We start from the raw sequence: 25658 nt of genomic DNA, 5'->3' as shown, positions 1-25658 counted from the left end.
CCTTGCCACAGTATCCGGCGGTCTCCCCCGGGAAACAGACCCGCGACCGGGTGCCCCGCGTGCGGGGGACGCGCTATGAACGCCGTGCGGAGGGCGCTCAGTGCAGCTTGCCGCGCCGGCTCGCGAGGTACACCAGCACGACGGCGACGACCGCGCATCCCATCGTCGTCAGCCAGTACGGCAGCGTCGTGGCGGCGTTGCCGGATGCGGCCCGCGCGATCCCGACGACGAAGCTGACCACCGCGACGACCAGCAGCACAGCGGCGGCGCCGACCATCCCGCGCCCTACGCCGTCCGTGTACTCGAGAAGCTGCCGCCACATACCCCCATCCTCCCAGGTCCGGAGCCCCGGGGACGACGAAGGCCCCCGGCGTGAGCCGGGGGCCTTCGTGGTACGGACTACCTGCTTAGTTGTAGGTGCCGGGGGTGTAGTCGTCCGAGCTGAAGCTGTCGAAGTCGACGAAGCTCAGGTCGCTCTCGTTGAACGCGGAGTCGTCGGCGAAGATGCGGTTTGGATACCGCTCCGCCTTGGCCTCCTCGGTCGCCTCCACCGAGACGTTCCGGTAGCGCGACAGGCCGGTTCCGGCCGGGATGAGCTTACCGATGATGACGTTCTCCTTGAGACCGATCAGCGGGTCGGACTTGCCCTCCATGGCCGCCTGCGTCAGGACGCGGGTGGTCTCCTGGAAGGACGCGGCCGACAGCCACGACTCGGTCGCCAGCGAGGCCTTGGTGATACCCATGACCTCCTGACGGGCGGACGCCGTCTTCTTGCCCTCCTGCAGCGCAGCACGGTTGATCTCGTTGTACCGCGAACGGTCGACGAGCTCACCCGGCAGCAGGTCGGTGTCGCCGTGGTCGACGACGGTGACCTTGCGAAGCATCTGGCGGACGATGACCTCGATGTGCTTGTCGTGGATCGGCACGCCCTGCGAGCGGTAGACGCCCTGGACGCCGCCCACCAGGTGCTTCTGCACCTCGCGGACGCCCTTCACCCGGAGGACCTCCTTCGGGTCGACGGTGCCGACGATCAGCTGCTGACCGAGGTCGACGTGCTGCCCGTCCTCCACCAGCAGGGTGGAGCGCTTCAGCACCGGGTAGACGTGCGGCTCGTCGCCGTTGTCCGGGGTCAGGATGACCTTGCGGGACTTGTCCGTCTCCTCGATGACGATGCGGCCTGCGGCCTCGGCGATCGGGGACGCACCCTTGGGGGTACGGGCCTCGAACAGCTCCTGGACGCGCGGCAGACCCTGGGTGATGTCGTCCGCGGACGCGGAACCACCGGTGTGGAACGTACGCATGGTGAGCTGCGTTCCGGGCTCGCCGATCGACTGGGCGGCGATGATGCCGACCGCCTCGCCGATGTCCACCAGCTTGCCGGTCGCGAGCGAACGGCCGTAGCAGGCGGCGCAGACGCCGACCGCCGACTCGCAGGTCAGCACGGAGCGGACCTTGATGTCGGTGACGCCGGCGGCGACCAGCTTGTCGATGAGCACGTCGCCCACGTCCTCGCCCGCCTTCGCGACCACGGTGCCGTCCGTGCCGACCGCGTCAGCGGCCAGCGTGCGGGCGAACACCGAGTTCTCGACGTTCGGGTCGCGGGTGAGGGTGCCGTCGGCGCCGACCGTCGCGATCGGCAGGTCGAGGCCCTTGGTCGTGCCGCAGTCGTCCTCACGGATGATGACATCCTGCGAGACGTCCACCAGACGACGGGTCAGGTAGCCCGAGTCCGCCGTACGGAGGGCCGTGTCGGCCAGACCCTTACGGGCACCGTGCGTCGCGATGAAGTACTCCGCCACCGACAGCCCCTCGCGGTACGAGGAGATGATCGGACGGGGGATGATCTCACCCTTCGGGTTGTTCACCAGACCACGCATACCGGCGATGTTGCGGACCTGCAGCCAGTTACCACGGGCACCGGACGTCACCATGCGGTTGATGGTGTTGTCCGCCGGGAAGTTGGCGCGCATGGCCTCGGCCACCTCGTTGGTCGCCTCGGTCCAGATCTTCACCAGCTCCTGGCGACGCTCGAGGTCGGTCGTCAGACCCTTCTCGAACTCGGAGGTGATCTTGGCGGCCTTCTTCTCGTAGCCGGCCACGATCTGCGCCTTGTTCGGCGGGGTCAGGATGTCGCTCAGCGACACCGTGACGCCCGAGCGGGTGCCCCAGTAGAAGCCGGCGTCCTTGATCCGGTCGAGCGCCGCGGCGACCTCCACCTTCGGGTACCGCTCGGCCAGGGCGTTCACGATCGACGAGATCGTGCCCTTGTCGGCGACATCCTCCACGTAGGGGTAGTCCGCCGGCAGCGTCTCGTTGAAGAGAGCGCGGCCCAGGGTGGTCTCCACGATCGCGGTGATCGGGGTGGCCCCGGTGTCGGCGGCGTCCGACGGCACGTAGTTGTCGAGACGGATCTTGACCTTGGCGTTCAGGTGCAGCGTGCCCTGGTCCTTCGCGAGGATCGCCTCGGAGACCGAGGAGAACGCGCGACCCTCGCCCACGGCGCCCTCGCGGACGGTGGTGAGGTGGTGCAGACCGATGATCATGTCCTGCGAGGGCAGGGTGACCGGGCGGCCGTCCGACGGCTTCAGGATGTTGTTCGAGGCGAGCATCAGGATGCGGGCCTCGGCCTGGGCCTCCACCGACAGCGGCAGGTGCACCGCCATCTGGTCGCCGTCGAAGTCCGCGTTGAACGCGGCGCAGACGAGCGGGTGGAGCTGGATGGCCTTGCCCTCGACGAGCTGCGGCTCGAACGCCTGGATGCCCAGACGGTGCAGGGTGGGTGCACGGTTCAGCAGCACGGGGCGCTCGCGGATGATCTCCTCGAGCACGTCCCAGACCTGCGGGCGCGAGCGCTCCACCATCCGCTTCGCGGCCTTGATGTTCTGAGCGTGGCTCAGGTCGATCAGGCGCTTGATGACGAACGGCTTGAACAGCTCCAGAGCCATCTGCTTGGGCAGACCGCACTGGTGCAGCTTGAGCTGCGGACCCACGATGATGACCGAACGGCCCGAGTAGTCCACGCGCTTTCCGAGCAGGTTCTGGCGGAAACGACCCTGCTTGCCCTTCAGCATGTCGCTGAGGGACTTGAGGGCGCGGTTGCCGGTACCCGTGACGGGACGACCGCGGCGGCCGTTGTCGAACAGCGCGTCGACGGCCTCCTGCAGCATGCGCTTCTCGTTGTTCACGATGATCTCGGGGGCGCCGAGATCGAGCAGACGACGGAGGCGGTTGTTGCGGTTGATCACGCGGCGGTACAGGTCGTTCAGGTCGCTGGTGGCGAAGCGGCCACCGTCGAGCTGGACCATCGGGCGCAGCTCCGGCGGGATGACCGGGACGACGTCGAGGACCATCGCGGCCGGCGAGTTGCCGGTCGCCAGGAACGACGACACCACGCGCAGACGCTTGATCGCGCGGATCTTCTTCTGGCCCTTGCCGGTGGCGATCTGCTCGCGGAGCAGCTCGGCCTCGGCGTTCAGGTCGAAGGCCTGCAGGCGGCGCTTGATCGCCTCGGCGCCCATGTAGGCCTCGAAGTACAGGCCGTAGCGGTCGAGGAGCTCGTTGAAGTCCGCGTCCTCCGGCTTGAGGTCGCCGACCTTGAGGGTGCGGAACGACTCCCACACGCGCTCGAGGCGGGCGATGTCCTCGTCGAACGACTTGCGGAGCTGGCCCATCTCCTTCTCGGCCGTGTCCTTGACACGGCGCTTCTGGTCGGCCTTGGCACCCTCCTCCTCGAGCGCCGCGAGGTCGGTCTCCAGGCGCTGCAGACGCTCGGCGACGCGGGCGTCGCGCTGGTCGGACAGCGTCTTGATCTCGAGGCGGAGCTCGTTCTCGAGGCCGGGAAGGTCGGCGTGGCGACCCTCCTCGTCGACCTCGATCACCATGTAGGCGGCGAAGTAGATGACCTTCTCGAGGTCCTTGGGCGCCATGTCGAGCAGGTAGCCGAGGCGGCTGGGCACACCCTTGAAGTACCAGATGTGCGTGACCGGGGCGGCGAGCTCGATGTGGCCCATGCGCTCACGACGGACGGAGGACTTGGTGACCTCCACGCCGCAGCGCTCGCAGACGATGCCCTTGAACCGGACGCGCTTGTACTTGCCGCACGAGCACTCCCAGTCGCGGGACGGTCCGAAGATCTGCTCGCCGAAGAGTCCATCCTTCTCCGGCTTCAGGGTCCGGTAGTTGATGGTCTCCGGCTTCTTGACCTCGCCGTAGCTCCAACGACGGATGTCGTCAGCGGTGGCCAGGCCGATACGCAGCTCGTCAAAAGTTGTTGCGTCGAGCAATGTGTTCACTCTCTCCTGTTTGAGATTCGTCAGTAGGTCTGGCTGCCGCTTAGATCTCGTCGATCGACGAGGACTCGAAGCGCGAGGAGATGTTGATGCCGAGCTCTTCCGCCGCGCGGAAGGCCTCGTCGTCCGAGTCGCGCAGGCTGACCGCCTGGCCGTCGGCCGAGAGCACCTCCACGTTCAGGCAGAGGGACTGCATCTCCTTGATGAGGACCTTGAAGGACTCCGGGATGCCCGGCTCCTGGATGTTCTCACCCTTGACGATGGCCTCGTAGACCTTGACGCGGCCGAGGATGTCATCCGACTTGATGGTCAGGAGCTCCTGCAGCGCGTACGCGGCACCGTAGGCCTCGAGGGCCCACACCTCCATCTCACCGAAGCGCTGACCACCGAACTGCGCCTTACCACCGAGCGGCTGCTGGGTGATCATCGAGTACGGGCCGGTCGAACGCGCGTGGATCTTGTCGTCGACCAGGTGGTGCAGCTTCAGGATGTACATGTAGCCGACCGAAACGGGGTCCGGGTACGGCTCGCCGGAGCGGCCGTCGAACAGCTGCGTCTTGCCGGAGGAGCCGATCAGGCGGTCGCCGTCGCGCGTCGGGAGCGTCGAGTCGAGCAGACCAGCGATCTCCTCCTCCTTCGCACCGTCGAACACCGGGGTCGCGACCTTCGTGTTCGGCGCGGCCGAGAAGGCCTGCTCCGGAAGCTCGGCGGCCCACTTCGGCTTGCCCTTGATCTCCCAGCCGTTCTTGGCGATCCACCCGAGGTGGATCTCCAGGACCTGACCGAAGTTCATTCGACCGGGGACACCCAGCGGGTTCAGGATGACGTCGACCGGCGTCCCGTCGGCGAGGAACGGCATGTCCTCGACCGGAAGGATCTTGGAGATGACGCCCTTGTTGCCGTGACGGCCGGCGAGCTTGTCACCCGCGGTGATCTTGCGCTTCTGGGCGATGTAGACCACCACGCGCTGGTTCACGCCGGAGCCGAGCTCGTCGTCGCCGTCCTGCGCGTCGAAGACCTTGACACCGATGACGGTGCCCTCCTCGCCGTGCGGGACCTTGAGGGAGGTGTCGCGCACCTCGCGGCTCTTCTCGTTGAAGATCGCGCGGAGCAGGCGCTCCTCGGCCGACAGCTCGGTCTCGCCCTTCGGCGTGACCTTGCCGACGAGGATGTCGCCGGGGCGCACCTCGGCGCCGATGCGGATGATGCCGCGCTCGTCGAGGTCGGCCAGGAGGTCCGGGCTGACGTTCGGCAGGTCGCGGGTGATCTCCTCCTTGCCCAGCTTGGTGTCGCGGGCGTCGACCTCGTACTCCTCGATGTGGATCGAGGAGAGGGTGTCGTCCTTCACCAGGTTCTGGCTGAGGATGATCGCGTCCTCGAAGTTGTGACCCTCCCACGGCATGAACGCGACGAGCAGGTTCTTGCCGAGCGCGAGCTCGCCGTTCTCGGTCGCGGGACCGTCGGCGACGACCTCGCCCTGCTCGATGCGGTCACCCTCGTCGACGACCACGCGGTGGTTGTACGAGGTGCCCTGGTTCGAGCGGTCGAACTTGCGCAGGTAGTAGGTCTGGTACGTGCCGTCGTCCGCCATCACGGTGACCGCGTCGGCCGAGACCTCGCTGACCACACCGGACTTCTCCGCGGTGACCACGTCACCCGCGTCGATGGCCGCGTAGCCCTCCATACCGGTACCGACGACCGGGCTCTCCGAGCGGAGCAGCGGCACCGCCTGGCGCTGCATGTTCGCACCCATGAGGGCTCGGTTGGCGTCGTCGTGCTCGAGGAACGGGATCAGCGACGTACCGACCGACACCATCTGGCGCGGGGAGACGTCCATGTAGCCGATCTCGTCGGCGGGGATCAGGTCGACCTCGCCGCCCTTCTGACGGGCGAGCACGCGCTCCTCGACGAAGTGGCCGTTCGCGTCGAGCGGGGCGTTGGCCTGCGCGACGACGAAGTCGTCCTCCTCCGAAGCGGTCAGGTAGTCGATCTGGTCGGTGACCCGGCCCTCGACGACCTTGCGGTACGGCGTCTCGATGAAGCCGAAGGAGTTGATGCGCGCGAAGGACGCGAGCGAGCCGATCAGACCGATGTTCGGGCCTTCCGGCGTCTCGATCGGGCACATGCGGCCGTAGTGCGACGGGTGGACGTCACGGACCTCGACGCCGGCGCGCTCACGGCTCAGACCACCGGGGCCGAGCGCGGAGAGGCGGCGCTTGTGGGTCAGACCCGCGAGCGGGTTGTTCTGGTCCATGAACTGCGACAGCTGCGACGTTCCGAAGAACTCCTTGATCGCGGCGACGACGGGTCGCACGTTGATCAGGGTCTGCGGGGTGATCGCCTCGATGTCCTGCGTGGTCATGCGCTCGCGGACGACGCGCTCCATGCGGGACAGACCGGTGCGGACCTGGTTCTGAATGAGCTCGCCGACGGCGCGGATACGACGGTTGCCGAAGTGGTCGATGTCGTCGATGTCGAGGCGGATGTCCGTCTCGACGCCGTTGCGGAGGCCCTTGAACGTGGTCTGGCCGTCGTGCAGGGCGACCAGGTACTTGATCGTGGCGATGATGTCCTGGACGGTCAGCACCGAGTCCGACAGCGGGGCCTCGAGGCCGAGCTTGCGGTTGATCTTGTAACGGCCGACCTTCGCGAGGTCGTATCGCTTCGGGTTGAAGTAGAAGTTGTCGAGCAGCGCACGCGCGGCCTCGGCGGCGACCTGCTCGCCCGGACGCAGCTTGCGGTAGATGTCCTTGAGCGCCTCCTCCTTGGTGAGGATGGCGTCCTTCTCGAGGGTCAGTTCGATCGACTGGTACCCGGCGAACTCGGAGAGGATCTCCTCGCTCGTGAGGCCGAGGGCCTTGAGGAACACGGTGACCGACTGCTTGCGCTTGCGGTCGATGCGGACGCCGACCTGGTCGCGCTTGTCGATCTCGAACTCGAGCCACGCTCCACGGCTCGGGATCACGCGGGCCGAGAAGATGTCCTTGTCGGACGTCTTGTCGGGGGTGGCCTCGAAGTACACGCCCGGCGAGCGGACGAGCTGCGAGACGACGACGCGCTCGGTGCCGTTGATGATGAACGTGCCGCGCTCGGTCATGAGCGGGAAGTCGCCCATGAAGACCGTCTGCGTCTTGATCTCACCGGTGAGGTGGTTCATGAACTCGGCCTCGACGTAGAGCGGGGCCGCGTAGGTCTTGCCCTTCTCCTTGCACTCGTCGATCGAGTACTTCTTCTCTTCGAGGAAGGGGTTCGTGAACGAGAGCTGCATGGTCTCGCCGAGGTCCTCGATGGGAGAGATCTCCTCGAAGATCTCCTCGAGGCCCGTGTTGGCGGGCAGATCCTGACGACCCTGGGCCTCGGCCTCCGCGACGCGCGCCTTCCACGCGTCGTTTCCGACCAGCCAGTCGAAGCTCTCCGTCTGCAGTGCGAGCAGATCGGGAACGGTGAGGGTGTCCGTGATCTTTGCGAACGAAAGACGAGATGCGGCTCGTCCGTTCTTGGGTGTCTTGTCGGTGTTGGTTGCGTTGCGCGCAGCAGCCAAGGAAATAACCTCCGTGGGCCCGGTCGGCCCAGTTACTGTCGGTCGTGTAGTTGTCTGGACGAGAACTCCCAGTCGCATCGCGCTGCCGTATATGACCCGAAAGGACGGGCCCAGGCACACGCGGAGAAGTCAGAGCCGACCGCAATATGAAGGCAGAAGTTTGACTGGGAGCGCAAAGAACAACTATATGTCAATCAGGCGCGCCGTGTCCAGTCTTTTCTTGACCGGAGGCGCGTACTGGGGTATAACCCGGCGAACGCCCGGATATTCCCGGTCGCTGCGGGCCGCTCGTGGCCCGGTCAGGACCGGTGCGAGCGGTACGTCGGGAGCGTGTCGACGGTCGCGATGACGGCCTCCTCGCGGGTGCGCGGCGACCAGCCGAGCACTGTCTGCGCCTTGGCGGAGGTCGCCCGGCGCACCGAGCCGAGGTCGGAGAGCGATCCGCGCACACGGCGGCTGAACGGCGCGGCGGCTTTGAGCATCCACATCGGCATGAGCTTCGTGCCGATGCGCCGGCCGGCGGCCTCGCCGAGGTGCCCGCGGATGAGGAGGGCGACCTCCTGGGCGCTCATCACGTCGCCGGCGATCGCGAGGAAGCGCTGCCCGGCGGCCTCGGGCCGGGTCATGGCGAGAAGGTGCAGCTCGGCGACGTCGCGGACGTCGACGATGCCGAACCGGACGTCGGGCAGTCGCGGGAGGCGTCCCTCCTTCACCAGGCGGATCAGCTCGACTGAAGTGGAGACGTCGGGGCCGAGCACCGGACCGAGGATTCCGACCGGGTTGACCGTGGCGAGCTCGAGCGGTGCACCGTCGGGGCGGGCGCCGTGCTCGGCGACGAAGTCCCACGCCGCGCGCTCGGCGATCGTCTTCGACTGCACGTAGGGGCTCACCGGGCGGCCGCTGTCCAGCTCCGTCCAGTCCTCCTCGGTGAAGGGCCGGTCGGTCGGGGCGTGGCCGTAGCCGACGGCCGCGAAGGAGGAGGTGAGCACCACGCGCTCGACCCCGGCGTCGCGCGCGGCGCGGAGCACGCGTAGGGCCCCGTCGCGGGCGGGGCGGATCAGCTCGTCGGGGTCCTTGGGCTGCGTCGACGGGAACGGGGAGGCGACGTGCAGCACGAAGCGGCAGCCGGCCACCGCCTCCGCCCAGCCCTCGTCGGACGTCAGGTCGGCGATGGCGAACTCCAGGCGGTCGCCGGGGTCGTCGAGGCCGCCGGCCGCGAGCTGCGAGCGGACGTCGGCGGCGCGCGCGGGCGTCCGGATGGTGGTGCGCACGCGGTACCCGGCGTTCAGCAGGGCGAGGACGCAGTGGGCGCCGAGGAAGCCGGAGCCGCCGGTGACGAGGACGCGGTCGGGGGTGGTGCTCGGATCGCTCACGGTTCCATCCTTCTCCCGGTTGCGCGGCGGCGCTACCGCCCCGGGCGACTGCGGTGGTACGGGACGTGCGCGGGTGCGCGACGGGGCGCAGACGTTACGAGATGCGGCAGTCGCGGGAAGCGGGCGGAGGGCGGAGGTGGGGCGGGGGCGGGTCAGGAGCGGACGAGGGCGATGGCCTGGGCGCGGTCGCGGACGGCGAGCTTGGCGAAGATCGCGTTGATGTGGGTCTTGACGGTGGCGACGCTGACGAAGAGGGTCGCGGCGATCTCGGCGTTGCTCAGGCCGTCGCCGACCAGGGCCAGCACCTCCGCCTCTCGGCGGGTCAGTGCGGGGAAGCGGTGCGTGAGTGCGGCGGCCGCGTCCGCGGGGCCGGCGTCGGCGGGCGTCGCCGGGGCGCCGGCGCTGAAGGCGCCGATCACGCGCGCGCCGACCTCGGGGGCGAGCGTGGTCTGGCCGCTCGCGACCGCGCGGACGGCGGCGGCCAGCTCGGACCGGCCGGCGTCCTTGGTGAGGTAGCCGCGGGCTCCGGCGCGCAGCGCACCCATGATGGATGCGTCGTCCGCGTAGGTGGTCAGGATGAGCACCGCGGTCCCCGGCGCCTCGTCGCGCACCCGGGCGGTCGCGGCGGCGCCGTCGAGCACGGGCATGCGCAGGTCCATCAGCAGCACGTCGGGTCGCTCGGCGACGGCGAGCGCCACCGCCGCCTCCCCGTCGGCTGCTTCGCCGACGACCTCCATGTCGGGCAGCAGTCCGAGCACGGTGACCAGGCCGTCGCGGATGATCGCCTGGTCGTCGGCCACGGCGACGCGGATGCGGCCCGGCGCGGTCACGGCAGGACCGCCGTGACCGTGACGGTGAAACTGTCCGCCGTCTCGGCGACCTCGACGGACCCGCCCGCGGACAGCGCCGCGAAGCGCTCGCGCATGCCCTGCAGTCCGTGGCCGCCGCCGGTCGCGGTGAGCGCCGAGGCCGCAGCTTCCGCGGCGGATACCGCGGCCGCGGCGTCCCCGGCGGATGCGGCGGCGAGCGGGTTGGAGATCGTGAGGCGCACGCGGTCATCCTGCCAGGCGAGGTCCAGCCGCACGGGCTGACCGGGCGCGTGCTTCCTGGCGTTGCTCAGCGCCTCCTGCGCCGCCCGCTGGAAGGCGGCGGTCTGCGCGGCCGTGACGGATCGCGGTGTGCCCGTCACCGAGAGTTCGGCGCTCCCGCCCAGGGAGCGGTGCGTCGCCACGGCGTCGGCGACGGCATCCTCGAGCGCGGGAGCAACGGTCGCCTCCCCCGCGACGGCCGGGTCGCGGAGCGCCGCGACCGCGCGCCGCGCCTCCCCCAGTCCCTCCGCCGCGAGGCCGCGGGCGGCGACGACCCGGGAGCGGGCCGAGGCTGCGTCGCCCGCTTCGAGCAGCGCATCCACCGCGTCCAGCTGGATCACGAGACCGCCGAGGCTGTGCGCGAGCACGTCATGCAGATCGCGGGCGATCGCGACGCGGGACGCCTCCTCCCGCCTCTCCACCTCCCGCTCGCGCAGGAGGGCCGCCTGCTCCTCCGCCACACGGAACTGCCGCCGGCTCAGGCCGCCGAAGACGCCCAGCAGCATCCCGCCCATCATCGCGAGGACGGCCAGCACCGGCGCTCCGACCGGCACCGCCCCGACGGCGACCAGGGCGGCACCCACCCCGCCGAGGAGGAGGCCCTCCCACAGCGGCTCCCGCGGGTCGCCGAGGAGGGCGACCACGGCGACGGCGGCCGGCACGATCGTCAGTCCGTCGGTCACGGCGGCGATCGGAGCGGCGATCAGGACGATCACGACCGAGCAGACGGCCGCCATGCGGCCGAGCCCCGCCCGGGCGAGCAGCCCGCGCACGATCCAGAGGGCGACGGTCACGAGTCCGAGGGTGAGCGCCCACGCCGGGCGCACCGACGAGTGCGTGGTGAGGAGCCCGTAGCCGACCGCCGCCGCGCCGACCGCGGTCAGCGCGAGGGACAGCCAACTGGGACGGACGGAGTTCACTCGACCATCATGCAGCCAGGGCGCACGGGCGCGCCGTCACGCCGCCACCGCGGCGTGACGGTCGAGCCGTGCGGCGAAGACCGCCGTGCGCGCGGCGCGGTTCGCCGCGAACACGAGGAGGATGATGCCGGTCGATGCCACCAGGTGGGCCCCGGCCTGAGACGCCAGCACGTCGATCACGACGCGGACGGCGATCACGGCCACCCACAGCATGAGCCCGAGCACACCGGTGCGCGACTCGTACACCGCGATGTCGGTCGGGTTCTTGCCCGCGACCACGGGCTCCGGGAGGCGGCGGAACCGGGCGATCGCGCCCATCCAGGCGCCGATGGCGAGCGACAGCACGATCTCGCCGGAGATGACGGCCAGGTCGAGCGCGGTGATGGTCGCCGGGTGCGACTGCTGCACGAGCAGGACCGCACCGACGACCGCGAAGACGGCCGGCCCTCGCCACATCCGCGAGACGACGACGGGCCGCCACGTGAGCTGCCGGTAGCCGACCCACCCGATCAGCAGGAGGATGAGGATCGCGTTTCCGAGCGTCTGGACAGTCATGGGAGCCTTTCCGGCCGGAGCATCCGGCACTCCTCCAGCGTCGCGCCGCGAGCCTCCGGCCGGCACAGCCGACGGGTGGAGATGCGGGTGGAGATCCGGGTGGAGGAGCGGGCCGGAGGATCGGGGCTGATGCCGCGACTAGGCTGCCGGTGTGCCTCAGAACCCGGCGTCGCAGCATCCCTCGGTCACGCTCTCGGAGAGCGGATACCTGGCGACGGTCGAGCCGGACCGGTTCGTCCCCGGCGCGTACCAGCTGGTGGTGGACGGCACACCGCAGTCGCACGTGAACCTCGACGACCCGACGCAGCTGTTCTTCGAATACGTGCAGCGGATGGGCAACGTCATCGACCTCATCGGCGAGCCCGGCGAGCCGATCACCGCGGTCCACCTCGGCGCCGGAGCGCTCACCCTCCCGCGCTACATCGCGTACACCCGGCCGGGCTCGCGGCAGCAGGTGGTGGAGCTGGAGAGCCGTCTGGTGGACCTGGTGCGCGAGCACCTGCCGCTCCCCCGCTACGCGCAGATCCGCATCCGGCACGGGGATGCCCGCGAGGTCGTCGGCAAGCTGCCCGCCGGGCTGCGCGGCCAGGTCGACCTGCTCGTGGTGGACATCTTCAGCGGCTCCCGCACGCCTGCGCACGTGACCAGCGTGGAGTTCTACCGCTCGGCGGTGTCCCTCCTGAAACCGGACGGCATCGTGCTCGTCAACGTCGCCGACGGACCGCCGCTCACCTTCGCGCGCAGCCAGGTGTCGACGCTGGGCGCGGTCGTCGAGAACGTCGCGGCGCTCGCCGAGACGCAGGTGCTGAAGGGCCGACGGTTCGGCAATGTGGTGCTGGTCGGCTCCAACTCGCCGCTGCCGCTGGAGTGGCTGCCGCGGCTGCTGGCGAGCGGTCCGCATCCCGCCAAGGCCGTCGCGGGCGCGGAACTGCGGACGTTCGCCGCGGGTGCTCCGATCGTGACGGATGCGACCAGCGTGCCGTCGCCGACGCCGGCGCGCAGCATCTTCCAGACCGGGACGCGGCGGGACTGAACCCCGCCCGCGCGCGGGCCGACGCGCGTCAGGCGTGCCGGAACCGCACCGGCTGGCCCGGCCGCAGCTGCCCGAACGCGTCCAGCGATGCGTCGGCGACGACAGCGATCACCGGGTAGCCGCCGGTCACCGGGTGGTCGGCGAGCAGCACGGTGGGACGGCCGTCCGGCGACACCTGCACACAGCCTGCGACCATGGGCTCGCTCGGCAGCTCGCTCACGACCGCACGTTCGAGCACCGGGACCTCCGGCACGGCGGGTGCGGTGTGGCGGCCGGTGGGGGGAGGGTCGAGCCGCACGCCGATGCGGTCGCTGCGGTCGGCGGCACGCCAGTCGAGCGTGAAGAAGTCGTCGAGAGCCGCCTCCGTGAACCAGTCCGCGCGCGGGCCCCGGTAGGCGCGCACCTCGACCGCGTCGGTCGTCGGCTCGGCGACCGGGACGAAGTCCAGCAGCGGAAGGTCGGTGCCGGGATGCTCGCCGAGCGGCAGCACGTCGCCCGCTGCGAGCGGCGCCGGCCCGAGACCCGCCAGGGTGTCGCGCGACCGGGAGCCGAGAACGGGAGGCACGTCGATGCCGCCGAGGACGGCGAGGTAGCGGCGGGCTCCTGCGACGGCCGTGCCGATGCGAAGCGTCTGGCCGGCGGGGGCGCGGACCGCCTGGTGCGCATCCACCAGGCGGTCGTCGAGCAGCAGCGGGCCGGTCGCGCCGGTCACCGCGAACCACGTGTCGCGCTCGAACTCCACCGCGAGGCCGCCGAGCAGGGCCTCCACCCCGGCGTCGCTTTCGTCGTTGCCGAGCAGCCGGTTGGCGAGGCGCAGGGCGCCGCGGTCGAGCGCGCCGGAGCGGCCGACCCCGACGGCGGCGAGGCCCGGCCGGCCCAGATCCTGCAGCAGGGCCAGCGGACCGGGGTCCAGGATGCGAAGGCTCACGACGCCTCCCGGAAGCGCACGACGGTGCCCGGCCGGAGCAGTGCGGGAGGGTCGGCGGCCTCGTCCCAGAGCACCGCATGCGTGCGGCCGATCAGCTGCCAGCCGCCCGGGCTGGAGCGGGGGTAGACGCCGCTGAAGACTCCGGCCAGCCCGACGGATCCGGAGGGGACGGAGGTGCGGGGCGTGCTGCGCCGCGGCACCTCGAGCGGCGCGGCGGGGGCATCGGCGACGAGGTACGCGAACCCGGGCGCGAAGCCGCCGAACGCCACCCGCCACGGCGTGCCGGTGTGCGCCGTGACCACGTCGCGCTCGGTCAGCCCGGTGATCCGCGCGACTTCGGAGAGGTCCTCGCCGTCGTAGCTCACGGCCACGTCGACCATCCGCTCCTCGCCCTCCTCCGGCTCCCGGGGAGGGGTGCGCTCCACCCACGCGGCTGCGGCGCTGAGCGGCAGGATGCGCGGCTCGACCTCCACCGCGATGGTGCGGGCGGCGGGGATCAGGTCCACGACCCCGTTGGGGCGCGTGGACTCGAGGCCGCGGAACAGGGCGAGCACGGCATCCAGCCCGTCCAGCTCGATCAGCAGCGCGTGATCCCCGTACGGGAGGATGCGGCGGGTCACGCGAACGGCTCCACGGTGACGCCTGCCCCGGCGAGCGCGTCGCGCACGGCGCGGGCCATGGTCACGGCGCCCGGGGTGTCGCCGTGCACGCACAGCGAGTCGACCTCGACCGGGATGTCGGTGCCGTCGGCCGCTGTGACGCGTCCCTCTCCGACCATGCGGACGGCACGGGCGGCGATGGCCGCGTCGTCCGTCAGCAGCGCGCCCGGCTCGGTGCGCGGCACGAGGGTGCCGTCGGCGCGGTAGCCGCGGTCCACGAAGGCCTCGCGCACGAACCTGAGGCCGGCGTCCTCCGCCGCATGCTCGACCGCCGAGCCGGCGAGACCGAGCAGGGCGAGCGACGGGTCGAAAGCGAGCACCGCATCCACCACCGCCCGCGCCTGGGCGTCGTCGCGGACGATGCGGTTGTACAGGGCGCCGTGCGGCTTCACGTAGCGGACGGCCGTGCCGGCCACCCGCGCCAGGCCGTGCAGCGCCGACAGCTGGTACAGCACCTCGTCGCGGAGCTCGCCCGGCGGGACGTCCATCGACCGGCGGCCGAACCCGGCCAGGTCGCGGTACGAGACGTGAGCACCGACGGTGACGCCGTTCGCCGCCGCCTCCCGGCAGGTCGCGAGCATGGTGGACGCGTCGCCGGCGTGGAAGCCGCAGGCCACGTTGGCGCTCGACACGAGCCGCAACAGGGCGGCGTCGTCGCCCATCGACCAGGCGCCGAAGGACTCGCCGAGGTCGCTGTTGAGGTCGATGGGACGCGTCATGTCCCTATTGTGCCAACCTCGGTCGCACGCTCCCTCGGCGCTACTGCCGCGCGCGCGCCGCCCGCGCCCGGTGCGCCCGGACCTTTGCACGGTTGCCGCAGCGCTGCATCGAGCACCAGCGGCGGGTGCCGCTGCGCGAGGTGTCCAGGTAGACGAGGCGGCAGTCCTCGGCGGAGCACTCGCGGATCCGGCCGTCCACGTCCGGTCCGAACAGGCGCACGGCGTCGCGCGCGATCGAGCCGAGGGCCTGGTGCGGGCGCGCGTTCGTGCGACCCGCCTGGCGGCCGCCGCCGGCCAGCACCGGCGGGATGTCCGGGGTCGCGGCGAACAGGTTCACGACGTCCACGTCGTCGGGCGACAGCGGGTCGCCGACGCTCGCCTGGCGCGCCAGGCGGCCGATCGCCGCGCGCAGGGCGCCGGCGTCGCGGAACTCGCGCTCCCCCGCGGTCGGCGCGACCTCGGGGAACCGCTCGATCAGCCAGTCGTTGAGCGCTGCCGCGTCACGGACGGTCGTGTCCTCCTCCGCCTCGGAGTCGAGGCCGCCGGTGTAGGCGAAGTCGAGGGCGAGCGACCCGGAGTCGAACCACCAGCGCTGCCCGTCGGCGGGCTCCATCCACTGGCCGGTCCCGCGGGTGAGTATCGCTTCCATCGCCATGTAACCAACATAGTCGGTTAGCGGATGCGGCAGCCGCAACGAGGCCGGAGGGCCCCCGATACTGTACCGGACCGGCGGCACCGCGCCCCGGCACGAGCGTCGACCCGCTTTGGCATACTGGGCGGATGACCGCGACCCGCCCCGACCCGACCGCGACGCTGGAGGGCGCGACGGTGCGTCTCCGCGCGCTCACGCTGGACGACCTCCCGGACCTCTTCGACGCGATCGGCCGTCCCGAGGTGTTCGCCGGCGGGTGGGGCGGCGGTCCCGCGGCGTTCCGCGACACCTACGAGGAGTGGCGGGAGTTCATCCTGCGCTACCTCGACTGGGAGCGCAGCAACGTGACCGCCGTGGTGCTCCGTGATGGCGACCGCCTGGTCGGCACCACGACCCTCGGCGACTTCGACCTGGTCAACGAGTCCGCACACATCGGCTGGACGGCGTACGCGCCCGAGGCGTGGGGCGGTCGCGTGAACGCCGAGACGAAGCGCCTGCTGCTCGGCACCGCTTTCGACCACGGCTTCGAGCGCGTGAAGCTGCAGGCCGACGTGCTCAACGAACGCTCACGGGCCGCGATCGTGCGGCTCGGGGCGACATTCGAGGGCGTCCTCCGGCACACCCAGCGCCGCGCGGACGGCACCTGGCGGGACACGGCCGTGTACTCCATCCTGAGCGACGAGTGGCCGGCGGTGCGGGATGGTCTTGACGAGCGGCTCGGGGTCGCGCACGCCTGAGCCCGGGAGGCTCGACGCCGGGCGCTACTCCGTCGCGGCCGCCGCGGCGACCCGGCGCTGCGCCGAGGAGACCTCGCGGTGCTGCCAGGCGATCAGGTTCGCGGCGTCGAACCGCCGGCTGCACGCCCCGCACGCCAGGGCGCGGGCGGGCTTGCGGTAGCGGTAGTGCGTGTGTCCGTTCGGGCAGGTGCCCACCCACGGGGCCAGGTCGTCGGCGATCGCACCCCCGTGCAGGCGCTTGCCCTCGTAGCCGAGGTCGAGCGCGATCGCGCGCCAGCGCGGACCATGACCGGCCCGGGAGCCGGCGAGGGCGTGCGCGACCTCGTGCAGCAGGATCTGGTGGATCTCGTCGTCCTCATAGCGCGCCGCCAGGTAGCGCGAGACGGTGATCCGCTTGGTGGTGTAGTTGCACAGCCCCGCGCGGGTCTTGGCGTTGTCGAAACCGAAACTCCAGACGGACGGATCCAGGTGCAGGGCGATCAGGGCATCCGCCCAGCGCCGCACGCGGTCGAGCTCGGCCATCAGCGACGGTCCCCGCCCGGAGCGCTCCACTCCTCCATGTCGAGCATCCTACGCGTGATCGGTGCCGCCCTGGCCGTCCGGTGAACCGGCACCACCGGCGGTGCCGCGCTGCGCGTCGAGGGCGGACTGCACGACGGCGACCGCGGTGAGCGCCGCCTGGATCTCGGCCGGGGAGGCGCCCAGCTTCTCGCGCAGGAACACCGCAGCCGTCATGTCGGCCAGGGCGTTCTCGTAGTCGCCCGTGTCGAACCACACCTTGCCGCGGTTCTGGATCGCGAACGCCTCCAGTGCCGTCCACTCCCGGCCCCGGGCCTCGTCGACGCATCCGGTCAGCTCGATGATCGCCTCGTCGGCCTTGCCCTGGTACTGCAGCACCTGGGCGTGACGGATGCGCGCGCCGAGCAGCTGCTCCCGGTCACCGGTGAACCGTGCCTGGCGCACCGCCTCGTTGGCGATGTCTATGGCCTCGTCGAGCCGGCCCAGCAGACGCAGCAGCACGGCCTTCTCGTTGAGCGCGCTCAGGCTGCGCAGGCTGCCGAGCTCCTCGAGCCGCTCGCCGGCAGCGCGCAGATCGACGCGTTCGCGCAGGGTGGTCGGATCGTATCCGAGGATGATGCTCAGGGTTCTGCTCCCGATCGGTGTCTCGCTCACAAGACTACCCGCAGCGGGCGCTCAGCCCGGGCGCTTGACAGCCTGCGCGGGAGTGAGCGGCACCTCGATGAGCCTGTCGTCGCCGGAGCGCGGGGATCCGCGGCCGTCGGTGTTGTTCGTCAGCAGCCAGATGCGGTCACCGACGGCCACCGCATCCCGGATCCGTCCGAACTCGCCGGCGAAGAACGGGGCGACGGAGACGGGTGCTCCCCCGTCGGTCGGCCACACCGTCCAGAGCCGCTCCCCGCGCAGCGCGGCCAGGAAGATCGTGTCGCCGACGACCGCGAGACCGCTCGGGCTCGCCTCGTCCGTCGGCCACTGGTGGACGGGATCGACGAACCGCGGATCGCCCCCGACGCCCTCGACGACCGGCCAGCCGTAATTGTTGCCCGGGTGGATGATGTTGAGCTCGTCCCACGTGTTCTGGCCGAACTCGGCGGCCCACATCGTGCCGCGGGAGTCCCAGCCGATGCCCTGCGGGTTGCGGTGGCCGTAGCTCCACACCGGCGAGCCGGGGAACGGGTTGTCCGCGGGGGCGTCGCCGTCGGGGGTCAGCCGCAGGATCTTGCCGCCGAGATACGCCACGTCCTGCGCACGCTGGGGGTCGGAGGCGTCGCCGACGGTGACGTAGAGCATGCCGTCCGGCCCGAACGCGATCCGGCCGCCGTCGTGGTTGGACGCCTTGGGCAGGCCGGTCAGCACGGGCTCGGGCGCGCCGAGCGCGTAGCTCCCCGGGACGCCGCTCAGCGGCATCCGCACCACCCGGTTGTCCTCGCCGGTCGTCAGGTAGGCGTACAGGGACGCGGGGGCCGAGTCCGCCTGCACCGCGAGGCCGAGGAGACCTGCCTCGCCCTGGTGCACCACCCCCGGGACGGTGCCCACCGGTCGCAGGCCGCCCGCCGGCAGCCGTTCGAGCACGGCGCCGGAGTCGCGCTCGCTGATCAGGGCCGAACCGCTCGGGAGGCGGAGGACCGACCAGGGCGCCTCCAACCCGGTCTCGAGCACCGTGGATGCGCCGCTCGGCTGCCAGGGGATCGCCGCGACCGCGGCCGAGGTGCCGGTCGGCCGCGGCGTCGAGGTCGGTGTTCGGGTGACCGTCGGATCGGGCGTCTGCGGCGCTGAGCATCCCGCCAGAACGAACACGGCCGCCGTCAGGGCGAGAAGCCCTGAGCGGCGGCCGGGACGGGACATCGTCGGCTCCGGTCGTCAGTCGACGACGCGGACGTCCTTCCAGAAGGCGACGTAGTTGCTGTAGTCCTTGCCCACCCGGTCGAACGAGCTCGGGTACGGGGTCGGGTAGCTCCAGGCGCGGTCCTGCAGCACGCCGCCGTCCTCCGACTTCACGGAGAAGTACTGGCACTCGCCCTTCCAGGGACAGGTGTACGGCGTGTCGCTCTCGACCAGGTACTCGGACTTGACGCTCGCGGGCGGGAAGTACCAGTTGCCCTCGATGCGGATCAGGTCCTCCTGCGGGGCCTCGGCGATGACGGTGTCGTTCAGCACGGCTTTCATGTAAAACCTCCTGTGTGCCCGAACGTACGCCCGGGCGCGATCATTCCGCCGGGCGCGCACCGCTCTTCCGGGAGGCTCGCAGCACGGTCACAGCGTCGGAGGATCCGGCGCGCCCCGCGGCGGCGACCTCGGCCGGTGAGGCCCCGGCCGCGATCCGCTCCTGGCCGGTGACGGATGCGGTGAGCAGGTGGGCGACGGCGCCGCGGAGGCCGGTGAACGCGGCGCACGCGGCGGCCGCCTCCGGGGAGGCGTAGTCGATGCCCAGCGCGGCGAGCGCATCCACCACCGCCCCTGCTGCGAGGAGGTCCTCCACGGCGAAACGCGGGGAGCCGTCGTGCGCGCTCTCGCCGACGGCGACGAGCGCGATCATGGCCCGGCGGCCGAGCCGCACCTGCTCGGCGAGGATCCAGCGCGCAACGGCCTCCGCGTCGGTCAGTCCGGCGGTGAGGACGGCCGCGTCGCCGGGGGCGTCCAGCGCCGCCCCGCCGTCGATCGGCGGGAGCGCGTCCACCCGGACGATCACGTCGGCGTCGCTCGCGATCGCGGCGAGCCCCGCGGGGCCGGTGTCGAAGCGGACCTGGTACTTTGCCTGGCGATGCGCGGCGGGGACGGACCCGGTGGTGACGGATGCGGCGTGGACGGATGCGGCGGGGACGGATGCGGTGGTCTCGGCGATGCTGGACGAACTCACCGGGACATCGTAATCCGCGGCCCGGCGACCTCCGACCGCGCCGAACGGGCCGGACGGTGCTCTCCGGGCGAGGGCCGCATCTGCCGGCGGATCAGCTCGAAGTCGTGCCGCGTCAGCTCGATGACGCCGCGCCGCAGCTGGTAGCCCCAGTCCGGCCGGTCGCGGGTGAAGTCGAGGGCGCCGAGCAGGGGGCGGATGGGCGTGGCGACGGCGTCGTGGTCCCACTCGACGCGGCGCCGCCAGGGCCGGAAGTCGGACGCCGGCCCCGACATCGCCGGCCCCTGGGTCACCTGGACGACGGCGTCGTCCGCAATCCGTCCGACCGCGGTGAACTGCTTGAGGGGCTCGCCGTCCGGATATGACGCGCGCGGCGAGTAGTAGACGAAGCCGTCGGCCGGGCCCATCCGCTCGAGCGGTGCCCGCGCGCCGTGGTTGACCTGCGCGAAGCCGCCGGCGACGCCGCGCAGCACGTGATCGAGCTGCACAACGCCCAGCCAGTAACGGATCGCCATGGTCCCGTTGTAGCGCACACCGCCGTCATCGGCGCCGGATCGGCACCGTGTCGAAACGGGCGGGCGCGGATCGACGTGACCATGACGGCGAGACCGCGGAGGAAGATGTGACCATGCGTTCCGTTCAGACGGCGAAGGCCGGCCGATGAGCGACGACCGCGCCGCGCAGGCGCGACGCGCCGTCGAGTCGGTGTGGCGCATCGAATCGGGCCGACTGATCGCCGGGCTCGCCCGCTCCACCGGCGACGTCGGCCTCGCGGAGGAGCTGGCCCAGGATGCGCTGGTCGCCGCGCTGGAGCAGTGGCCGGAGTCCGGCATCCCGCGCAACCCCGGAGCGTGGCTCACCACCGTGGCGAAACGGCGGGCCGTCGACGGCTGGCGGCGCCGCGAGCGGCTCGACGACCGGTACGCCGCGATCGCCCACCACCTGGAGCAGGAGCTCGGCGAAGACGATCCGGCCCGTGCCGCGCAGGAGCCGATCGGCGACGACCTGCTCCGGCTGGTGTTCGTCGCCTGCCATCCCGTGCTCCCCCAGCCGGCACGCGTCGCTCTGACCCTGAAGCTGCTCGGCGGCCTCTCCACCGAGCAGATCGCGCGGGCGTTCCTCGTGCCGCCGGCCACGATGGCGCAGCGGATCGTGCGAGCGAAGCGGACGCTGAGCGCCGCCGGCGTTCCCTTCGAGGTCCCCGAGCGCGCCGAGTTCGGGGAGCGGCTCGCCTCGGTGCTCGAGGTGGTCTACCTGATCTTCAACGAGGGCTACTCCGCGACCGCCGGAGACGATTGGATGCGGCCCGACCTGTGCCGCGAGGCCCTGCGGCTCGGGCGCGTGCTCGCCGAGCTGACCCCGCGGGAGCCGGAGGTGCACGGCCTGGTGGCGCTGATGGAGTTCCAGGCGTCCCGGCTCGGCGCCCGCACGGCGGCGGACGGCTCGCCCATCCTGCTGCAGGACCAGGACCGCACGCGCTGGGACCGCATCCTCATCGGGCGCGGGACGGCCGCGCTCGCCCGGTCGGACGGACTGCGGCTGAGCCGTCGGCCGCCCGTGAGCCGCGGGCCGTACGCGCTGCAGGCGGCGATCGCGGCCTGTCATGCGACCGCGCCGACCCCCGACGCGACCGACTGGGAGGAGATCGTCGCGCTCTACGCCGCCCTCTCCGAGCTGCGCCCATCCGCCGTCGTCGACCTGAACCGCGCGGTGGCGCTGTCGATGGCCTACGGACCGGAGGCGGGGCTCGAGCTGGTCGACCGGCTGGCCGTGGAGGGGGCGCTCGCGTCGTACCACCTGCTGCCGTCGGTGCGGGCGGACCTGCTGCTGCGGCTCGGCCGCCGGGCGGAGGCGCGGATCGAGTTCGAGCGGGCCGCCGCCATGACCGGCAACCAGCGGGAACGGGACCTGCTGCTGGCGCGAGCCGGGGAATGCCTCTGAGTCGTGCATCCCGGCCACCGCATCCTGATCTCGAGGACGACACTGGGAGCATGCGCGTGCTGCTGAAGCTCATCCTCGACTGCGACCCGGACGCCGCCTGGCGCGCCCTGCAGAGCCCGACGGCGTTCCGCGAGGTCGCCCTGCCGTGGCTGGACTTCCGCTCGGACGAGCCCGGCGGCTTCCCGACCACGTGGGGGTCGGAGCACCGGGTGAGCGTCCGGGCGCTCGGCGCCTTCACGGTGGGCACCCAGGCCATCCGGCTCGACGTCCTGCGCTCCACCGATCCGCGGGAGCGGAGAACGCGCATCCTGCGCGACAGCGGTGGCGGCACCGGTGGGATGCTGGCGGCGATCCCCCGGCTCGACCACCGGATGGCCATCGCGCCCGACCCGGCAGGCCCGGACGAGAACGGCCGGCTGAGGACGCTCTACCGCGACCAGCTCATCGTGCGCGCGGGCGCGCTGACGCCGTTCGCCTGGTACGCGTTCTGGGCGTTCTGGCAGTGGCGCGGCGTGCGCCTGCGGCGCCTCGCACCCACCTGGGCCTACGATCCGGAAGTGCACGGAGCGGACGAGGACGCGGTCGGCTCCGCGCCCGGCGCGCCGATCGGGGGCGCCGCGACCGAGACGGGAGAAGCGCAGCGATGACGAACACCGAGCAGCCCGCACCAGGCGCGATCGCCGACGGCGCGCGGGCGATCACCGCCGTCCAGACCGCCGACTGGCGGCGCCGGGTCTTCGCGCTGTACGCCTCCGTCCGCCGGCTCGCCGGGCACGACCCGGCCGAGGCGCACGCGCACTGGATCTCGTGCCGCAACGACCTCTTCGCCGCCCACCCCGCCTCACCGCTGCTGCCCGAGGACCGGGACAGGTTCGCCGGGCTGCCCGTCGTGCCCTACGACCCGGACTGGCGGTTCGAGCTGCCGATCCATCCCGCGACCGAGGCGAAGCGGATGGACGTGGAGACCGGGACGGACGGCGTCGTGCCGTTCGAGCTGCTCGGAACGGTGCGGGTGCCGCTCGCCGGGACCCTCGACGTCTGGCGGCTCTCGTCGTACGGCGGCGGCCTATTCGTGCCGGTGAAGGATGCGCTGGCCGGCCGCCCCGGCGGCACCTATGGCGGTGGACGCTACCTGATCGACACCATCAAGGGCGCCGACCTGGGGCTCGACGCCGACGACGGCGAGGCCTCGCTCGTGCTCGACTTCAACTTCGCCTACAACCCGTCGTGCGCGTACGACCCGGCCTGGGCGTGCCCGCTCGCGCAGGCGGGCAACACGCTGCCGGTCGAGATCCCGGTCGGCGAGCGGTACGCGGGCGCCTGATCCCGGCCGCTCTCTTCGCCGAGGTGCACCTTGTTGCGCATCCGCTCGGCGTGTCGGGCGCAACGACGTGCACCTCGGCGGCTGCGTCGCTCAGCGTGAGACGAGGGTGAGGCGCTGGGTGGGGCGCGTCATGGCGACGTAGAGGGATGCGGCGCCGCGCGGTGACTCCGCGGCGAGCGCGTCCGGGTCCGCCAGGACGACCGCGTCGAACTCCAGTCCCTTCGCCTCGTAGCCGGTCAGCACGGCGATCGGGCGGCTGAGGCCCGCGGCGCCCCGGCCCGCCTGCTCGCCGAACCGCTCCCCGACGGCCGCGGAGACCGTGGGGAGGTCCGCGGCGGTGGTGATGACGGCCAGCGTGCCCGCGCCGTCGAGGCCGCGGTCGTGCGCGACGGCGTCGGCCACGGCACCGGCGAGCGCCTGCGCATCCGGCGTGGGGGCGGCGATCCGCCGGATCGGCCAGTCGCCCTCGCGGACGGCCCGCGTCGGCGTGATCGGGAGTCCTGCCTCCGCCGCGACGCGCTCCGCCTCGCGGGTGATCTGCGCGGGGGTGCGGTAGTTGACGGTCAGCTCCTCCAGCCGCCAGGCGTCCTTGAAGACCGGGTTCAGCGCATCCTGCCAGCTCGACGCCCCGGCGGCCGACGCGACCTGGGCGATGTCGCCCACGATCGTGAACGACTTCATCGGGCACCGGCGCACCAGCACGCGCCACTGCATCGGCGAGAGCTCCTGGGCCTCGTCCACCACCACGTGACCGTAGGTCCAGCTGCGGTCGGAGGCGGCCCGCTCGGCGGTCGTGCCGCGGTCGGCCTGCTCGGCGAAGCCGTCGGCCAGCTGCTCGGCGCTCACCAGCCCCTGCACGCCCATGTTGCGGATCGCCGCACGCGCATTCTCCAGGTCGCGCTTGCGCTGGCGGTCGCGCTCGCGGTCCGCCGGGTCCGGCCGTCCGGGGAAGTCGCCCAGCAGCTCGGCAGCCTCGTCGAGCAGAGGGACGTCGGAGACGGTGAACGGCTCGGAGCGGTCGCGCTGCAGGGCGCGGCGCTGCGCGTCCGTCCACCGCGGCGTCAGCTCGGCGAGCCAGGCGGGACGGGCGTAGAGGTCCTGCAGGAGCTTCTGCGGGGTGAGCGGCAGCCAGGCGGTGTTGAGCAGCACCCGCACGTCGTAGGAGGTGCGCAGGTCTTCGCGGAGCACCTTCAGGTCGGCGTCGTCGATGGTGGAGCCGCCCGCCCGCAGCTGCGCGGCGAGCTGGTCGGTCAGCTCCGCGAGCGCGTGCTTCACGAAGGTGACCCGCGCGACGTTGTGCGGCTTGCCGGTGCGCTGCGCCTTCGCGATCGCGCGGTGCACGAGCTCGGGCTCGACCACCAGCCGCTCGTTGTCGACGACGATCGTCTGCGCCTCGGTCGGAGCCTTCTGCCGCGACTTGACCGCGCGCGACAGCAGCCGGGCCATCTGGGCGGACCCCTTCAGCACGGCGGCCTCCGGAGCGTCCTCGGCGGTCGCCTCGACGCCCGGGAACAGCTCTCCCAGGCTCGACATGACGACACCGGTCTCGCCCAGCGACGGCAGCACCGCCTCGATGTAGCGCAAGAAGGCGGTCGACGGGCCGACCACGAGCACACCGGATGCGCTCAGCCGCTGGCGGTTCGCGTACAGCAGGTAGGCGGCGCGATGCAGTGCCACGGCCGTCTTCCCCGTGCCGGGACCGCCCTGGACGACGAGCGCGCCGCGCAGATCCGACCGGATGATGCGGTCCTGCTCCGCCTGGATCGTCGCGACGATGTCGTGCATCCGGCCGGTCCGCTGCGCGGTCAGCGCCGCCAGCAGTGCGCCCTCGCCCTGCACCTGCTCGCCGGCGCGCTCGCCGTCGAGCAGCGCCTCGTCGAACACCTCGTCGTCGATCCGCGTCACCTGACGCCCCGACATCGTGAGATGCCGACGGGCGCGGACGCCCATCCGCTCGCTCGCCGTCGCCTGGTAGAAGGCGCCCGCCTGCTGCGCACGCCAGTCGACCAGCAGCGAGCGCTGGTCGTCGTCGCGCAGGCCGATGCGGCCGATGTAGCGGTGGTCGGAACCGTCGACGGCCTCGTCGAGCAGCAGCCGGCCGAAGACGAGCCGCGCATCCACGTCGCGCAGCTGCGTCAGCTGGTCCTCGTAGAGGCGCGCGAACGCGTCCCGCTCGCTGCGTGCCTGATGGTTGCTGCCGACGCTGTCGCGGCGCACGCGGGCGAGGCGTTCCTCGGTCTCCGCACGCAGTTCGTCCAGCCGCCGATACAGCCGCGAGACCACGGCGCGTTCGCGATCGAGCTCAGACTCCAGCACGCCCATGGCCACCTCTCGTTTCCGGGCCGACAGTCTACGACCTCCGGATGCGAGTGCGCTCCCAGCACGCGTACGGCCGGATGCCGTAGGGTGGAGGCAGCGGGCGATGAAACTGCCCGCGGCGTCGTAGAACGCTTCGCGTCGCGCCGGGCCATGCCCCGCCACGCTTCTCTTCATACGGCGAACGATCGCGCCGCTCGGTGCGCTCGC

At 71.7% G+C, this 25658-nt stretch carries 23 protein-coding genes; 5 read left to right on the top strand and 18 right to left on the bottom strand.

Annotated elements, in window-relative coordinates; all coding sequences use genetic code 11:
* Window positions 1-97: 97 nt before the first annotated feature.
* The 7 genes from ACTJI1_RS02495 to ACTJI1_RS02465 all read right to left on the bottom strand — a co-directional run bounded on the left by ACTJI1_RS02495 (window position 98) and on the right by ACTJI1_RS02465 (window position 11766).
* Window positions 98-322, bottom strand: a complete 225-nt coding sequence (locus ACTJI1_RS02495; protein WP_310131017.1) for a hypothetical protein — start codon at window positions 320-322, stop codon at window positions 98-100.
* Between the two features lie 85 nt (window positions 323-407).
* Window positions 408-4283 (bottom strand): DNA-directed RNA polymerase subunit beta', encoded by a 3876-nt coding sequence (gene rpoC, locus ACTJI1_RS02490; protein ID WP_310134997.1) that lies wholly within the window; start codon window positions 4281-4283, stop codon window positions 408-410.
* Between the two features lie 49 nt (window positions 4284-4332).
* Window positions 4333-7830 (bottom strand): DNA-directed RNA polymerase subunit beta, encoded by a 3498-nt coding sequence (gene rpoB / locus ACTJI1_RS02485; RefSeq protein WP_310131019.1) that lies wholly within the window; start codon window positions 7828-7830, stop codon window positions 4333-4335.
* Between the two features lie 299 nt (window positions 7831-8129).
* On the bottom strand, window positions 8130-9203 hold the full coding sequence (locus tag ACTJI1_RS02480; RefSeq protein ID WP_440741434.1) for an SDR family oxidoreductase: 1074 nt from the start codon (window positions 9201-9203) through the stop codon (window positions 8130-8132).
* A gap of 152 nt (window positions 9204-9355) precedes the next feature.
* On the bottom strand, window positions 9356-10033 hold the full coding sequence (locus ACTJI1_RS02475) for a response regulator transcription factor (RefSeq protein WP_440741433.1): 678 nt from the start codon (window positions 10031-10033) through the stop codon (window positions 9356-9358).
* Window positions 10030-11211, bottom strand: a complete 1182-nt coding sequence (locus tag ACTJI1_RS02470) for a sensor histidine kinase (protein WP_440741432.1) — start codon at window positions 11209-11211, stop codon at window positions 10030-10032. The genes ACTJI1_RS02475 and ACTJI1_RS02470 overlap by 4 nt, the downstream gene beginning before the upstream one ends.
* Before the next feature lie 36 nt (window positions 11212-11247).
* Entirely contained in the window at window positions 11248-11766 is a 519-nt protein-coding gene (locus ACTJI1_RS02465; protein ID WP_440741431.1) for a hypothetical protein, read from the bottom strand.
* 151 nt (window positions 11767-11917) lie between these two features.
* Here ACTJI1_RS02465 and ACTJI1_RS02460 point away from each other — a divergent pair, with 151 nt between their 5' ends.
* The gene (locus tag ACTJI1_RS02460) at window positions 11918-12799 is read left to right on the top strand and encodes a spermidine synthase (protein ID WP_440741430.1); all 882 of its coding nucleotides are present in this window, start codon (window positions 11918-11920) and stop codon (window positions 12797-12799) included.
* Between the two features lie 28 nt (window positions 12800-12827).
* Here ACTJI1_RS02460 and ACTJI1_RS02455 read toward each other — a convergent pair whose 3' ends face one another.
* Genes ACTJI1_RS02455 through ACTJI1_RS02440 form a run of 4 tightly spaced genes read right to left on the bottom strand, consistent with a single transcriptional unit; the run spans window position 12828 to window position 15760 of the window.
* Window positions 12828-13727, bottom strand: coding sequence for a biotin-dependent carboxyltransferase family protein (locus tag ACTJI1_RS02455; RefSeq protein WP_440741429.1), 900 nt, complete (start codon window positions 13725-13727; stop codon window positions 12828-12830).
* On the bottom strand, window positions 13724-14347 hold the full coding sequence (locus tag ACTJI1_RS02450) for a 5-oxoprolinase subunit B family protein (RefSeq protein ID WP_440741428.1): 624 nt from the start codon (window positions 14345-14347) through the stop codon (window positions 13724-13726). Before ACTJI1_RS02450 ends, ACTJI1_RS02455 begins: the two co-directional genes overlap by 4 nt.
* Entirely contained in the window at window positions 14344-15105 is a 762-nt protein-coding gene (locus ACTJI1_RS02445; protein WP_440741427.1) for a LamB/YcsF family protein, read from the bottom strand. Before ACTJI1_RS02445 ends, ACTJI1_RS02450 begins: the two co-directional genes overlap by 4 nt.
* Before the next feature lie 40 nt (window positions 15106-15145).
* Window positions 15146-15760 (bottom strand): CGNR zinc finger domain-containing protein, encoded by a 615-nt coding sequence (locus tag ACTJI1_RS02440; RefSeq protein ID WP_440741426.1) that lies wholly within the window; start codon window positions 15758-15760, stop codon window positions 15146-15148.
* A gap of 125 nt (window positions 15761-15885) precedes the next feature.
* Here ACTJI1_RS02440 and ACTJI1_RS02435 point away from each other — a divergent pair, with 125 nt between their 5' ends.
* The gene (locus ACTJI1_RS02435; protein WP_440741425.1) at window positions 15886-16494 is read left to right on the top strand and encodes a GNAT family N-acetyltransferase; all 609 of its coding nucleotides are present in this window, start codon (window positions 15886-15888) and stop codon (window positions 16492-16494) included.
* A 24-nt stretch (window positions 16495-16518) separates the two neighbouring features.
* Here ACTJI1_RS02435 and ACTJI1_RS02430 read toward each other — a convergent pair whose 3' ends face one another.
* Genes ACTJI1_RS02430 through ACTJI1_RS02405 form a run of 6 tightly spaced genes read right to left on the bottom strand, consistent with a single transcriptional unit; the run spans window position 16519 to window position 20382 of the window.
* Window positions 16519-17016 carry a SprT-like domain-containing protein gene (locus ACTJI1_RS02430; protein WP_440741424.1) on the bottom strand — a complete coding sequence of 166 codons (498 nt, stop codon included), beginning with the start codon at window positions 17014-17016 and terminating at the stop codon, window positions 16519-16521.
* Between the two features lie 48 nt (window positions 17017-17064).
* A complete protein-coding gene (locus ACTJI1_RS02425) occupies window positions 17065-17667 on the bottom strand; it encodes a tetratricopeptide repeat protein (RefSeq protein WP_440741423.1) in 603 nt (200 codons plus the stop codon).
* Between the two features lie 21 nt (window positions 17668-17688).
* The gene (locus ACTJI1_RS02420) at window positions 17689-18858 is read right to left on the bottom strand and encodes a PQQ-dependent sugar dehydrogenase (protein ID WP_440741422.1); all 1170 of its coding nucleotides are present in this window, start codon (window positions 18856-18858) and stop codon (window positions 17689-17691) included.
* A 15-nt stretch (window positions 18859-18873) separates the two neighbouring features.
* Window positions 18874-19179, bottom strand: coding sequence for a DUF427 domain-containing protein (locus ACTJI1_RS02415; RefSeq protein ID WP_440741421.1), 306 nt, complete (start codon window positions 19177-19179; stop codon window positions 18874-18876).
* A gap of 40 nt (window positions 19180-19219) precedes the next feature.
* A complete protein-coding gene (locus ACTJI1_RS02410; protein WP_440741420.1) occupies window positions 19220-19870 on the bottom strand; it encodes a 2-phosphosulfolactate phosphatase in 651 nt (216 codons plus the stop codon).
* On the bottom strand, window positions 19867-20382 hold the full coding sequence (locus ACTJI1_RS02405; protein ID WP_440741419.1) for an EVE domain-containing protein: 516 nt from the start codon (window positions 20380-20382) through the stop codon (window positions 19867-19869). Before ACTJI1_RS02405 ends, ACTJI1_RS02410 begins: the two co-directional genes overlap by 4 nt.
* A 145-nt stretch (window positions 20383-20527) precedes the next feature.
* Between ACTJI1_RS02405 and ACTJI1_RS02400 the strand changes: the two genes are divergently transcribed.
* The 3 genes from ACTJI1_RS02400 to ACTJI1_RS02390 are packed head-to-tail and all read left to right on the top strand — an operon-like array spanning window position 20528 to window position 23132.
* Window positions 20528-21808: an RNA polymerase sigma factor gene (locus ACTJI1_RS02400; protein WP_440741418.1), complete on the top strand. Its 1281-nt coding sequence runs from the start codon at window positions 20528-20530 to the stop codon at window positions 21806-21808.
* Window positions 21809-21858: 50 nt separating this feature from the next.
* Entirely contained in the window at window positions 21859-22455 is a 597-nt protein-coding gene (locus ACTJI1_RS02395) for a hypothetical protein (protein WP_440741417.1), read from the top strand.
* Window positions 22452-23132, top strand: coding sequence for a DUF1684 domain-containing protein (locus ACTJI1_RS02390; protein ID WP_310131056.1), 681 nt, complete (start codon window positions 22452-22454; stop codon window positions 23130-23132). The genes ACTJI1_RS02395 and ACTJI1_RS02390 overlap by 4 nt, the downstream gene beginning before the upstream one ends.
* 90 nt (window positions 23133-23222) lie before the next feature.
* On the opposite strand, the gene ACTJI1_RS02385 is transcribed toward ACTJI1_RS02390, so the two are convergent.
* Window positions 23223-25454: a HelD family protein gene (locus ACTJI1_RS02385; protein ID WP_440741416.1), complete on the bottom strand. Its 2232-nt coding sequence runs from the start codon at window positions 25452-25454 to the stop codon at window positions 23223-23225.
* Window positions 25455-25658: the final 204 nt, after the last annotated feature.

The organism is Leifsonia sp. 22587 (assembly GCF_052044215.1).
Lineage (GTDB): Bacteria > Actinomycetota > Actinomycetes > Actinomycetales > Microbacteriaceae > Leifsonia > Leifsonia shinshuensis_C.
This window is presented reverse-complemented; position numbering and strand designations above follow the sequence as displayed.

What these genes read in the sequence shown, in the direction of transcription:
- ACTJI1_RS02390 (WP_310131056.1), top strand. Translation starts at nt 22,452, where the DNA reads ATGACGAACACCGAGCAGCCCGCACCAGGCGCGATCGCCGACGGCGCG.
- ACTJI1_RS02400 (WP_440741418.1), top strand. Translation starts at nt 20,528, where the DNA reads ATGAGCGACGACCGCGCCGCGCAGGCGCGACGCGCCGTCGAGTCGGTG.
- ACTJI1_RS02415 (WP_440741421.1), bottom strand. Translation starts at nt 19,179, where the DNA reads ATGAAAGCCGTGCTGAACGACACCGTCATCGCCGAGGCCCCGCAGGAG.
- ACTJI1_RS02405 (WP_440741419.1), bottom strand. Translation starts at nt 20,382, where the DNA reads ATGGCGATCCGTTACTGGCTGGGCGTTGTGCAGCTCGATCACGTGCTG.
- ACTJI1_RS02420 (WP_440741422.1), bottom strand. Translation starts at nt 18,858, where the DNA reads ATGTCCCGTCCCGGCCGCCGCTCAGGGCTTCTCGCCCTGACGGCGGCC.
- ACTJI1_RS02445 (WP_440741427.1), bottom strand. Translation starts at nt 15,105, where the DNA reads ATGACGCGTCCCATCGACCTCAACAGCGACCTCGGCGAGTCCTTCGGC.
- ACTJI1_RS02440 (WP_440741426.1), bottom strand. Translation starts at nt 15,760, where the DNA reads ATGGCGATGGAAGCGATACTCACCCGCGGGACCGGCCAGTGGATGGAG.
- ACTJI1_RS02465 (WP_440741431.1), bottom strand. Translation starts at nt 11,766, where the DNA reads ATGACTGTCCAGACGCTCGGAAACGCGATCCTCATCCTCCTGCTGATC.
- ACTJI1_RS02430 (WP_440741424.1), bottom strand. Translation starts at nt 17,016, where the DNA reads ATGGCCGAGCTCGACCGCGTGCGGCGCTGGGCGGATGCCCTGATCGCC.
- ACTJI1_RS02385 (WP_440741416.1), bottom strand. Translation starts at nt 25,454, where the DNA reads ATGGGCGTGCTGGAGTCTGAGCTCGATCGCGAACGCGCCGTGGTCTCG.
- ACTJI1_RS02495 (WP_310131017.1), bottom strand. Translation starts at nt 322, where the DNA reads ATGTGGCGGCAGCTTCTCGAGTACACGGACGGCGTAGGGCGCGGGATG.
- ACTJI1_RS02435 (WP_440741425.1), top strand. Translation starts at nt 15,886, where the DNA reads ATGACCGCGACCCGCCCCGACCCGACCGCGACGCTGGAGGGCGCGACG.
- ACTJI1_RS02395 (WP_440741417.1), top strand. Translation starts at nt 21,859, where the DNA reads ATGCGCGTGCTGCTGAAGCTCATCCTCGACTGCGACCCGGACGCCGCC.